We start from the raw sequence: 11,876 nt of genomic DNA, 5'->3' as shown, positions 1-11,876 counted from the left end.
TTTATTCTACCTGCTCCTTAGCCTTATTGTTTGTGTAAAATGCTGATTTTTACCCGTTTAATTTCCGAGTTCACGTTGCTTTATAGTATAAGTATAGTATGATTCAACAGAATTGCTTCAGCCATGCTTTTGCTGCCTGATCGTCTGTAAAGCTTTTCATCGGAATGGGCGGTGGCTTTAGCTGAAATAGCATGTTCATGATAAGCCTGGAAAGCCCCGGCTTGGATACCATAGCCATCGCCGAATAAATGACGGGCAACTGCGTGGTTGAGAACTTACGCGTTTCTTTGTCCGGAACCGGAGAGTTTGAAAGGTAGATCAACAAGGGCACTCTTTTATGGCCCGTAATCTTTTTCACCAGCGCCACATTGTCCGTAATATTTGCGACAGTACGTTTCAGGCTTTTAGAGAGGGAAACCAGTATACCCTCATCAAACCAGTAGGTGGCAATCTCCCCTTCAAAAACTTCTCTGTCTGTAGGAACCGTCATGGTGTACTTAAAGATTTTAGAGATAAACTTTTCGCTGAAGTATGCACTGCCATTCCATATTTTAACCAAGTATACTCTAGCGCCGTGCACCTTTACAAGTATAAAGTCCTGCTCCCGAAAAGCAAAACGGCCCGAAATCTCTTTCGGGCCGTTTTTATACTTAAGCTTTGAAAATATTATTTGTTGGAGCCAGCGTTGATCATGGCGCAACGGAAGCCGATGGTTGCTGTAGCGGAGTCCTGCGCCATGAAGCGGCGGGTACCTGGCGACAACCAATAGGCAACATCTTTCCAGGAGCCTCCTTTATATACACGTACCTCGTCGTTTACTAACGAATGGAATCCTTCGCTGGAGTCGTAGTTCTCTTTCTCATCCAGGTAACCGTCGCGGCGGAAAGGGTTCAGGTCTTCCACATCCTGGTAAGACAGCGGGCGGTACAGGTCCTGTACCCACTCGTTTACGTTACCAGCCATGTTGTACAGGCCATAGTCGTTTGGCGGATAGCTGTAGATGTAGTCCGTGATCATGGCACCGTCGTTCAGCGCACCGGCAATACCGGCATAGTCACCACGGCCCCGCTTGAAGTTAGCCATAAACTTACCCATCTGGCGGCCATACGGGTTACGCACCTGGTGTCCGTCCCATGGATAAAGTCTTCTGTTGTTCTGGTTTTCGTCGTCCGTATACTGTGTACCGATCAGGGCCTGAGCAGCATACTCCCATTCAGCCTCTGTTGGGAGGCGGTAATTCGGTAGCACGTAGCCTGACTCAATAGACGGCTTCTCCCCTTCCGGAGCATCGCCCCCTTTTTTCTTTCTGCCAAACAAACCACGACCACCGCCGCCATTTGCCTGATTTGCCAGGTTCTCGTTTACCTTAGCCGTTCGCCAGATGCAGTAATCGTTGGCCTGCAGCCAGCTAACACCTACTACCGGGAAAAAGCGGAAGCCCGGGTAGCGCAGGTAGTACGTTACATAAGGGTCGTTAAAAGATAGTTGGCTAGACCAAACAGTAGTATCCGGCAAAGCGGCCTGGTATACTTCCGGCAGCGAGTCTGCTTTCAGGTAATGCAGGTACTCCAGCCAGTGAATATTAGCCACTTCTGTTTCATCCATATAAAAGGATGCTACTGTTACCGTGCGCTCAATGTTATCACGGGTCATGGCGATGTCCTCCTCCATAGAGCCTAAGGTCGTGCGGCCTCCTTCAATAAAGACCAGGCCCGGCGCCTGCGGAAAAGCAGCGTAATCAGCTACCTGGAATGATGCCTCATCCTCATTGTATTCTATACCAGTGGCCGTACTCACATCCCCCGGATTTGTACTGGTAGGTTGGCCTCCTTTAGAACAGGCAGTCAGGCAAAGCCCTCCTATAACCGCAGCCGATAGATACTTAACAAATTTCATAAAATAGTACCCAATTTAGATAAGGTTCTTGTAACGTAATTTAACGTGCAATTATAACTAAAATTAGAATGCCGGACAAACAATGTTTCTGTTAAATTTGCGTCCTAAGCGGCTTTTAAACAAAAAGTTAAGGTCAAGTCGTTCAAAAGTCAGTGAAATTTCATTTGCCCCTCCTACTTGCCTGCTAAAGCCCTGCAGGCCTACATCATGGCTAAAGCCAACCCGAAACTGTTCTAATTGCAGGCCGGCGATAATTGCCAGCGTCTGATCTTGTTCCGGGCCGCCGGTAAGGGGCACTCCTTTATATACTACTCCTAACGTAAGAGGCGTATAGATAGTGTATAAGCCTAGATCCGTGCGGCTAAAATTTTGCTGCCGGGTATACATAACACTCGGCGAAAAGCTCCATTCGAATAACCTGCCTTGATTTTCGTAGGTGCGGGCGTAAAATTTATACCCGGCGTTGGCCGTTAAACGTACGGGCAGCTTAATGGTTTGTCCGAATCCGTAGGCAGGTTTGTTCAGATGCGCCGCTGTCAGCCCGAACCAGAACTGGTTGGTATACACCAGGCCACCCAGTGCAAAGCTCAGGTAATGTGCCGGTTCAAAACTGCTGGCCTCTGCAGAGGTAACAGCAACCATGCCATTATCTGAAAGCTGGTCTCCGAAAACCAGATTATCATAGTTCACCCGGAGCAATGCGATACTTGCCTGCAGGCCTGCTGCCATCGTCCAGTTTTCGGTCAGGCGGGTGTGATAGCCATAGGCCAGGGCAGCCTGGAATTTCTGCAGGCCGCCTATTCCTGCTTTGTCCTGCTGCAATAGGACTGAGATGGCACTTTTCTGGTCCGGCAGCCTGAAATCGCCAGCCAGTTGGTTGGTGATAAAGGCGCCGTTCAGAGAAGGCCACTGGCTTCGGTGCGCCGCTGTAACGCTCCAGCTGTGGTTAAGGCCGGCAAAAGCGGGGTTTAAGTATAGGCTATTGGCGTACTGTTGCGTAAATACCACATCCTGGGCGCTGCTCCGGAAAGAGCAGAAGCAGCAGAAGCAGCAGATAAGAATACAGTTAAAACGCATACAGGGGAGGTATCTTAGTCGCCGGGAGCTTTTTTGCTGCCAAAGTATCAGGCAGAATATGGCCACATACGCAGGCTTTTTACTAACGTTGAAAAATGTGCCGGTTGTATCTTAAACACGGACTGCTGTTAATAAACCGGCAACGGTATTCCTGCTAAAGAAAGGGCAGCCCTATAACTTTTAATAGCCAAAAGCGTTTCGTGCATGGTTTTTGTCACAAATTACATAGTTTAGCCACTATATCCAGAAAACTCTAATTCATTTATATGAGAAAAGTAATAATAGGCTTTTTTATCTTCCTGGCAGTGCTCTTTGCGGCAGCGGCTATCTTGCCGCTGCTCTTTAAAGATAAGATCAAGCAGGCTCTTGATAAGCAGATAGCTCAAAGTATAGATGCACGTGTGGTTTACCAGACCAACGATGTAAGCGTGTCGCTGCTGCGCCACTTCCCTAACCTGTCGCTGAGCGTCGATAATCTGGCCATTATCGGCAAAGATTCTTTCCAGTTAGATACGCTGGCGCAGATTCCGTCTTTTAACATGGGCCTAAACCTGATGAGCGTGATCAGCGGCGATGAGTTGAAGGTAAACTCCATTACTTTAGATCAGCCCGTTATCCACCTGGTGGTGCTCAAGAGCGGCAAAGCCAACTGGGACATCTATATACCCGATACAACCGCCACTACGCCCGCTGATACAGCTGCCTCTGATTTTAAGATGGCGATCAACCAGTGGGAGGTGAACAGCGGTACCCTCTTCTACGACGACCTGAGCATTCCTTTCGGGATGGCCGCATACCATGTAAACCATACCGGCAGCGGCGATTTTGAGCAGAATGTGTTTGACATGGTGTCGCATACCAAAGCAGATGGCGTAACGATGACGTACAATGGCGTAAACTATATCGAAAATGCCAAGTTGGACGGAGATGTGGCCATGGCCATGAACCTGAACAAATCGCTTTATACTTTTAAAGATAACAGGATCCGGCTGAATGAGCTGCCGTTTACTTTTAATGGTTCCATTCTGATGCCGGACAGCACCATTGATCTGGACCTGGCCTTTAAAGCAACGGAAACAGATTTCCGCAATGTCTTATCGGTGGTGCCGGGCATGTATACGGAGAATTTCGATGACATCAAAACCTCCGGTAAGCTGAGCTTTGACGGGTATGTGAAAGGCCGCTATAGTGAAACAAGTATGCCCGGCTTCGGTACAGAGCTAAAAGTGATCGACGGCATGTTCAAATACCCTGACCTGCCCGACGCTGCCCGCAACATCAACGTAAACATGCGCGTCGACAACAAAGATGGCATCGTGGACAACACGGTAGTAGATATACGCCAGCTGCACATGGACCTGGGGAAGAACCCGATAGATGCTAAAATGCTGGTGGAAGGCCTGAACCCGATGAAAGTGGACGGCAATGTGAAAGCGAATGTGGACCTGGCGGAGCTCACCAAAGTATACCCGATAGAAGGTATGATACTGCGTGGCCTGCTGCGGGTGAACGGTACCGCCAAAGGCACTTACAGCGAAAAGAGCATGCCGGTAATTGATGCCGACCTGAACCTGGCCAATGGCTTTGTTAAGTCGAAGGACTTTCCGGCACCGATCCAGCACCTGAATGTGGTGAGTAACGTGCGCAACACTACAGGCAACACCGATGATACCCGCATCAACATCGAAAACTTTAACATGACACTGGACGGCGAGCCGCTGGAAGGCCGGGTGCTGGTAGAGGGCATCGATAAGCCTGCTTTTGATGCCCGCGTAAAAGGTATTCTGGACCTGACCAAGCTGACCAAGATCTTCCCGCAGGAAGGTATGACGGTTTCCGGGCGTATCAATGCCGATGTGGCAGCCAAAGGAAAGCTGAGCGATGTGGAAGCAGAGAAGTATAACAACGTGATTGCTAACGGCACCATGGCCATCAACAACCTGAACTTTGTAAGCGAAGAACTGCCGCAGGGTATCAAAATTACTAATGCAAATGCTGTGTTTAACAACGAGCGCATTAACCTGCAGAACATGAGCGGCTACCTGGGCAAAAGCGACATTCAGGCCAACGGTATCCTTTCGAACTACCTGGGCTATGCCCTGGCCGACAACCAGGCCTTGCGCGGTAACTTCAACATCAGCTCTAACCGTTTTGATGTGAATGAGTGGATGGTGGACGATGAAGGCGCTCCTGCTGACCAATCAACACCAGGTGTGGTGGAGGTGCCGGCTAACCTCGACGTGACCCTGAACATGAATGCCAAGCAGGTGCTGTATACCGATTTCAAGCTGAACGATGTAGGTGGCCGGGTGCTGGTGAAAAACAAAATAGCGAAGCTGGAGCAGGTAAGCTTTAATATGCTGGGAGCTACTTTTGCTACCAGTGGCAGCTACAACACGCAAAGCCTGCAGCACCCGCTGTTTGATATGAAGCTGAACATCGACAACCTCGAATTTAAAGAGGCTTTCAACAACTTCAATACAGTTAAAGCCCTGGCTCCTATCGCTGGCTTGCTGGATGGCAGGTTCTCCACTAACTTCAGTTTTGCGGGTGAGCTGGGGCAGGATATGATTCCGGTGTTCAACACCCTGGATGGTGCCGGTATAATCAACGTGATCCGCGCGGCGGTAAGAAATGTACCCATTGTAGATAAGATTAGCAGCCTCACCCATTTTGAAGAGCTGAAAACCTTTGTGGTGGAGAATAAGAAGATAGATGCCGAGGTAGTGAATGGCAGCTTAGTAGTGAAACCTTTCGACCTGAAAGTGGGCAACACAGAGATGACGGTGGGCGGCACTAACAACGTGAACGGCCAGATCGACTATGTAACAGCCCTGAATGTGCCGGCAGGTAAAGTAGGCCGCGAACTGAATACCCGCCTCGCCAGCTTGCTGGGCAATGAGCAGGTGCAGGCCTCTGACCGCGTCACACTGAAGCTGAATGTAGGAGGCACGCTCACCAACCCGAAAGTAGGACTTGCCGGCGGCTCTGTTAAAACGCAGGCCAAAGAAATGGTGAAGGAAGTCGTGCAGAACAAACTGGACAACGTGAAGCAGCAGGCCCGCGATACTTTGCAGGCCGAACTGACCAAACGCAAGCTGGAAGTGGAGCGGAAAGCACAGGAAGAACTGGATAAGAAACGCGCAGAAGCCGAGAAGCAACTCAAGCAGAAAGCAGCCGACAAAGTAGGAGGCTTCCTGAAAGGACTATCCAAACCAGCTGCCAAGCCTGATACCACGAAAGCAGGTAACTAATCAGGTAAACGGTTTTAAACAAAAAGCTTTTTGAAAAGCATGAAAAAAGGAGGCTCTGGATAGGGCCTCCTTTTTATTTTATCAGCTATGGTACTTCCAAGTCCGGAAGCTAGCCGTTTGCTTCATACTACCCATTTATACTTGGGTAGCTGTTAGCAAGCGCCTGAAAGTCATTTAGGTTAGTATACCTGGCCCATCAGCTCGCGCACATAGGTTACGTAATCTGTATTAGGCGGCGTGTGGCCGTTCTTGCGCAGATCGGTAGCAACTTGAGCCCGGTGATAGGTTGCATGGTTGAAAGCATGTGTCAGGATGTCGAGCACGCGGGTGCTATACTTGTGGCCCAGGCTGTTGCTGTAGTCTATCAAACGGTTAAATTCAGCTTCGTCGGCGTTTTGCACCAGTTCTGCAATTTTATACGAAGCATAGGCATGCAGCTTCTTCAGCTCTTCCAGCGAGTGCTCCTGCCATACTTTTACAGGGCTCTCGGTGCCGGTAATGCGGGCAATCCAGATGGCCTGTGCATTAAGGGCATGGCTAAACAGGCGGCCAGCATTGTCCGGCACATGGGGCAGGCTGCTGAACACGTCCAGCATCGTTTTGTTCGCCCAGATGTTATACTCTGAAAGGTTTTTCAGTACGTCGTTTCCAGTCATTTTTATCAGTATTCTCGTTTATCTTCCCAAATTAAAGTTTCATTCTTACGCTGTTCCGCGAAATCAGGACAGCGGCCGTCTCCTTTCCCTGTAATGCCACCGTCGGGCTCACAAAGTACGTTACCCTGCTCGTCGTATACTTTGCTTGGTATGTCGCAGCAGCGGCTGGTAAGGTAGTATACCTGCTGGTTGTTGTAAGTATAACGATAGATTCTGGCAGGTGGGTTGGCTGGTTTTTCTTCCTGCAGGTGCTGGATCAGCTGGCTTAGCCATGGCGCAGCCAGTGCATTGGCTGTGGCTGCCTCTGATATTTGCGGAGAAATGCCGGGCTTGCAGGCGCATAGCAGGCAAAGCAGCAACGCAAGTAGTACTCCGACCGGTTCCTTTGTTAAGGCCATAAGGCATGTTGATGATAGCAGCGCAAAGGTAACAAACCCGTCGTTTTAAAAGAAGCCCGCCGGTTAACTGTTAAAGTAGGCTAGCCAATAAGGTACAAAAATGATCAGCCCGATCGCCGCTGCCGTAATGGCAGCCATCAACACGGCCCCTGCTGCCAGGTCTTTGGTCTTGCCAGCCAGAAAATGCTGCTCCGGCGATACCAGGTCGGTGAGAGTTTCGATAGCCGTATTGAAAATCTCGGCCATCCATACCAGGCCCACGCAGAAAACCAGCAGGCACCACTCCATGCGGCTTACTTCAAACCGATAAGCCATCACAAACACGATGACGCTGGCCAGCACGTGCAGGTGCATGTTGGGCTCCGACCGGAACACAGCGCTCATACCTTTAGACGCAAATTTGAAGCTGTTATAGCGGGAGCTGAAGAACGAAGGACGACTCATAAACTTTATACTTTTGATGTCGCCTACCTTATACTTGTGTCGGGCGTGTTGAGTTTATTTCACCGCTTCCTGCTATGTAGTTACGCCTATAAACTGCTGTTTTAACGTGTTGGCTGCCTGAAATTTAAATTTTTCGAGTACTTTATTTTATTATAACTAAATTTTTAGTTAATTCATCATACAAATGCAGCGTTCCTATACTTCCTGACTCTTAAAAGGATTCCTATGAAAACTTTACCTGTAAATGCGCTCGTGCTTCTGACAGCCATAAGCCTGCTTTCCTGCACCAAAGATGTGTATAAGCGGCCAATCACCATCGACCAACTGGAGTTTGCCAACAAGGCCGGTCAGGTTTATCAGCAGCAGTTCCAGCAGGTGAATGCCTGGTACCTGCAAAAGCTGGACTCGCTGCAAGCCGCCGACCAGCGCCTGGTGATCGACACAACAGCAAAAAAGAAGTACCACAAGTATAATTATACGTTGGTAGCTTCGCTGCACAGCTTAGACCTGAACGGCAGCCTGGGTGTGTACTACCAGCTATACCTGCAACCTAACAGTGGCATAGGTAAAATAAAGGGCGGCGTGCAGCACGACATGTATAACGAACTAAAACTCTACTCGCCTGCCTCGCTTTTTCAGCAGCATGGCCGCCGCTATTATCAAGACAGTGTGGTGGCAGGTGCAACCACCGGCATCATACCAGTGCATGTGCTATATAAGCCAGAGAATATGGCCGCATCAGGTATAAAGAACTTCGAAATTGAAGGTATAAACTTCTTTAAGGGGCTAAAGAAAAAGCAGCAGCATAGCCTGATACGCATCATCAACAATGCTATTGTGTTGCGGCAGCAGCGTTTGGCACAGGAGAAAGGCAGCCACAGCAAACCATTCAACTACTATGCTCCCTGGCTGCCCGGTGCTGCAAAAACACCTCCTACGTATGCGCTTACCATGGATGTGACGGAGGATATACTAGCCAATAAAATCACGTTAAAGCTGCATTACAAAGCCAATATTGTAGAGCCGAAGTGGTTAGCTTCTGAAATAGCCATCAACCGCCGCGATTTTTTGGACGGGTACTACTACGAAGCGGACAACAGGATAAGTGGTCTGGTTAACTTTTTTGTCGCGCAGCTGGCTGCTGCCGAACCACAGTAAGCGTTGTAAGTTGGAGTTGCCGTGCTTTAGGGTTGTGCAGCCAGCTTTATAGCCTCTGCGTTGATGCAGTAGCGTACGTGGGTTGGTGTGCGGGTATCCTCAAAAAGGTGCCCCAGGTGCTGGCCGCATTGCCGGCAAAGCAGCTGCGTACGGCTGCGGCCATAAGTATCCAGCGGTTTGTGCTGTACGTGCTCCCCTATCTGGCTCCAGAAACTTGGGAAACCAGAGCCGACCTCAAACTTTTTCGCAGCTTCAAACAGGGTTTCCCCGCAGCAGGAGCAAGTATAAATGCCCTGTTCGTGCTCATACCTGGAGGAGTCTATTGGTTGATTTCGAACCATGTGTAGCTAAAAAGGCAAGTGCATTGCTACACTTGCCTTCTCTTGTTTTATTGCTTCTCCAGTTCTTCCACCGGCACAAACTTCATCGACAGCGAGTTCACACAGTGGCGTACGTTTTTCGGGGTCAGGTACTCGCCCTCGAACACGTGGCCCAGGTGCGCGCCGCAGTTGGCACAAACAATCTCGGTTCGTCGGCCGTCGGCGTCGCGAACACGCTTCACAGCACCGGTTATTTCGTCGTCAAAGCTTGGCCAGCCGCAGTGCGACTCAAACTTATACTCTGAGGTATACAGCGGGTTGTTGCAGCGCCGGCACAGGTATACGCCCTCGGCTTTGTTGTGCTCATACTCGCCGGTGCCCGGGTACTCGGTGCCCTTGTTCACGATGATGCGCGCCTCCTCCGGCGTCAGCTTGTTATATTCAGATGGGTCTTTTGCGACTTTCATAGGGATGTACTTTGGGTTGATGCTTTGTATGTGTGTGCTAGTATAAACAGCATACAAGGGCAAAGAGTTTTCCGGATCACTTGGCGGAGGATAAAAGAGGCGCCAGCCATACTTCTACTATATGCAGCTACAGCCAACCCTGTCTACCTCGGCATACCACAGGTAAACGATCTTGCCGTCCATTACCATCAGCAGCCCCCGGGAGGGCGTTTGCAGCTGGTTGTTTAGCGGAAAGGTATCGGCATAAGTAAAGTACAGGCTATTTACGCCTTTTAAGGCGGCAAACGTTTTTTCCTGCGCTGAGCTGGTCGGGCAGTCGAAACAGGCGGGCTTTAGCTGCTGTTGCATCAACTGGTCTACGCTGGGGTAGGCTGCATACACCAGGTCCAGGTTATAGGGGCTCCCGAAAAGCACCTTATCAGTAGCTTTAAAAGGCTTTGTATCCAGCAGGTAGTTGTAGTACTCCAGGCATTCGTTGGCAAAAGAGCCGAAGTTAACCACTTTTGTTTTCGTTCTACGGCCCGTTGTAAAAGCATACAAAGGCTCGCTGGTATTTTTGAAAAGGGAGTCAGCCAAAGCCGGGTGCAGCACGATCTTGTTTTTAGCCGCTGTGTCGACGGCACCAGTCAGTTTGCTGTTGAGCAGCACCTTGTTTTCCAGGGAGATGTCCTGAAAGGTTTGGTCGTTCTGGTCGTATGCCGGAAATCCCAGCACGCCCAGCTCATTTTTCTCCAGTTTAAAGATCGGGAACAGCACCTGTGATGTGGTAAGGGTGCTATGCCGCTCTTCCGGCGACTGCTGCAGGTATTGTTGCAGGGCCAGCAGAAACATCCTGTTCTGCGCTGTCAGCGCCGGGTTTGCCAGCGCTTTTGGTAATACAACGGTCGAGAAGTAATCTACTTTGGCAGAATCTAGTTTTTGCTGTTCCGCCCAATACGCTTGGCACTCCTTCGCCAAAGCCTCATTTACCTGCTCCACTTCCTTTTGGCTGCTGCTATCAACTGCGGCGGCGGGAGCTTCTTTGCCCATTTCAGTTTCTATCTTATCCAGGTCCGGCACCTTTTCTTTCTGCTGGCAGGCAGCCACAAAGAGCAAAACAAGGGATAAGATTAGGTACTGTACGTGTTGTTTCATAGAAGAGGGCTATGCGTAAGGTGCTTGCATAAGGCATTTATTTCGGCACTAAGATAATTAAGTATCCCGATGTGGCGATATGGCAAGCAAAACTCCTGTTAAACAAAAAGTAGCCTCGCAGAAATTAATTTTCTTTCGCTGCACAAGTATAAAATAAGCGTTTGATACCGCAGGTTTGAGCGTAGCGCGAAGGTGTGGCAGCCAGTTTATAACTGGCGAAAGTATGATTGCAGGAAACGCCAGTTACAAACTAGCTGCAGAGTATAAACACAAATTGCGCTGTCGCTAAACTTGCGGAATAGCTAGTTGTTAGTTTCTGCTGGCGCGAGCTTGTAGTTCGTGTTTAGATTTGGGTATGTAAGTACGAGCTACAAGCTCGCACTAGCGAGGGATCGGACATAATATAAGCCTTTTCATTCAGGCGATAATGTTTTGCTCTTAGAATGTGGTACCACCAAATTTCTCTGACAGCAGCCTGTCAAGTTGCTCGATGTCCGCTATCAACACTTTGAAGTCTGGTGTTGCTGCTAACGCATGCTCGTTTTTCTGATACAGCTTTTTCAACTCGGCTATCTTAAAGTAAAAGGATTCGGATTGTAGCTTGATCTCTAGCAGCGCTACCTTTTCTTCAATAGCATTCTTTCTCTGTTTAGCCACTTCTATTATTTCGATAGCCGAAGTATAATCCAGTTCTTTTCGTTGGAGAGATCTTAGGAGTTCGCAATCGTAGCTGGCACATTGCTTCGGTCTGTCTGGGTAAATAGTGCAGCCATCACAGTAGTTGTTGCAGGGCTGAAGAAAGATTCCATCATTACTTGCCTCCTCAATAGCCATTACTTCTTTGATCCTGGGCAACTCTTCAGGACTAAGCTGTACAAAGCCAACTAAGGTGCCGTCGCAACACAGCCCACAAGCCAAACAGATATTGGTTGAATCAATCATACTTACTGCATTTAAGCACTTCTTTCATGTATTGTTTGAAGGTAGCTTAGATTACAGCTAGTACTAGTATAAACGGAACATTAGGCCTTTTAGTCGCCTTTGCTGGAAAAAGCTACAAACTCGCACGAGT

12 protein-coding genes are annotated in these 11,876 nt (G+C 49.1%); 2 read left to right on the top strand and 10 right to left on the bottom strand.

The annotated features are described in order from the left end of the window. Positions 1–103 precede the first annotated feature (103 nt). The 3 genes from ABDW72_RS06405 to ABDW72_RS06395 all read right to left on the bottom strand — a co-directional run bounded on the left by ABDW72_RS06405 (position 104) and on the right by ABDW72_RS06395 (position 2,973). Entirely contained in the window at positions 104–700 is a 597-nt protein-coding gene (locus tag ABDW72_RS06405; RefSeq protein ID WP_347157646.1) for a DUF7793 family protein, read from the bottom strand. Then, positions 667–1,896: a gliding motility lipoprotein GldJ gene (gene gldJ / locus ABDW72_RS06400; RefSeq protein WP_347157645.1), complete on the bottom strand. Its 1,230-nt coding sequence runs from the start codon at positions 1,894–1,896 to the stop codon at positions 667–669. The genes ABDW72_RS06405 and gldJ overlap by 34 nt, the downstream gene beginning before the upstream one ends. Positions 1,897–1,959: 63 nt before the next feature. Continuing rightward, positions 1,960–2,973 carry a PorP/SprF family type IX secretion system membrane protein gene (locus ABDW72_RS06395; protein ID WP_347157643.1) on the bottom strand — a complete coding sequence of 338 codons (1,014 nt, stop codon included), beginning with the start codon at positions 2,971–2,973 and terminating at the stop codon, positions 1,960–1,962. A 266-nt stretch (positions 2,974–3,239) separates the two neighbouring features. Between ABDW72_RS06395 and ABDW72_RS06390 the strand changes: the two genes are divergently transcribed. Next, positions 3,240–6,227: an AsmA family protein gene (locus ABDW72_RS06390; RefSeq protein ID WP_347157641.1), complete on the top strand. Its 2,988-nt coding sequence runs from the start codon at positions 3,240–3,242 to the stop codon at positions 6,225–6,227. Positions 6,228–6,406: 179 nt separating this feature from the next. Here ABDW72_RS06390 and ABDW72_RS06385 read toward each other — a convergent pair whose 3' ends face one another. From ABDW72_RS06385 to ABDW72_RS06375, 3 genes are all read right to left on the bottom strand, one after another. Then, positions 6,407–6,883 carry a DinB family protein gene (locus ABDW72_RS06385; RefSeq protein ID WP_347157640.1) on the bottom strand — a complete coding sequence of 159 codons (477 nt, stop codon included), beginning with the start codon at positions 6,881–6,883 and terminating at the stop codon, positions 6,407–6,409. 5 nt (positions 6,884–6,888) lie between these two features. Continuing rightward, positions 6,889–7,281, bottom strand: coding sequence for a DUF6970 domain-containing protein (locus tag ABDW72_RS06380; RefSeq protein ID WP_347157639.1), 393 nt, complete (start codon positions 7,279–7,281; stop codon positions 6,889–6,891). Positions 7,282–7,344: 63 nt separating this feature from the next. After that, a complete protein-coding gene (locus tag ABDW72_RS06375) occupies positions 7,345–7,725 on the bottom strand; it encodes a diacylglycerol kinase family protein (protein WP_347157638.1) in 381 nt (126 codons plus the stop codon). Between the two features lie 225 nt (positions 7,726–7,950). Here ABDW72_RS06375 and ABDW72_RS06370 point away from each other — a divergent pair, with 225 nt between their 5' ends. After that, on the top strand, positions 7,951–8,883 hold the full coding sequence (locus tag ABDW72_RS06370; protein ID WP_347157637.1) for a hypothetical protein: 933 nt from the start codon (positions 7,951–7,953) through the stop codon (positions 8,881–8,883). Positions 8,884–8,909: 26 nt separating this feature from the next. Here ABDW72_RS06370 and ABDW72_RS06365 read toward each other — a convergent pair whose 3' ends face one another. From ABDW72_RS06365 to ABDW72_RS06350, 4 genes are all read right to left on the bottom strand, one after another. Then, complete coding sequence (locus ABDW72_RS06365) at positions 8,910–9,224, bottom strand: peptide-methionine (R)-S-oxide reductase (RefSeq protein WP_347157636.1); 315 nt, start codon at positions 9,222–9,224, stop codon at positions 8,910–8,912. A 47-nt stretch (positions 9,225–9,271) separates the two neighbouring features. Beyond that, complete coding sequence (locus ABDW72_RS06360) at positions 9,272–9,670, bottom strand: methionine-R-sulfoxide reductase (RefSeq protein WP_347157635.1); 399 nt, start codon at positions 9,668–9,670, stop codon at positions 9,272–9,274. 117 nt (positions 9,671–9,787) lie between these two features. Continuing rightward, entirely contained in the window at positions 9,788–10,804 is a 1,017-nt protein-coding gene (locus tag ABDW72_RS06355; protein ID WP_347157634.1) for a hypothetical protein, read from the bottom strand. 438 nt (positions 10,805–11,242) lie between these two features. Then, positions 11,243–11,746 carry a YkgJ family cysteine cluster protein gene (locus ABDW72_RS06350; RefSeq protein WP_347157632.1) on the bottom strand — a complete coding sequence of 168 codons (504 nt, stop codon included), beginning with the start codon at positions 11,744–11,746 and terminating at the stop codon, positions 11,243–11,245. Between the last annotated feature and the right edge of the window lie 130 nt (positions 11,747–11,876).

It is taken from the genome of Pontibacter chitinilyticus, assembly GCF_039748935.1.
In the GTDB taxonomy this organism is placed as follows: Bacteria; Bacteroidota; Bacteroidia; order Cytophagales; family Hymenobacteraceae; genus Pontibacter; species Pontibacter chitinilyticus.
The sequence above is the reverse complement of the archived record's forward strand: the minus strand, read 5'-3'. Positions and strand labels throughout refer to the sequence as shown.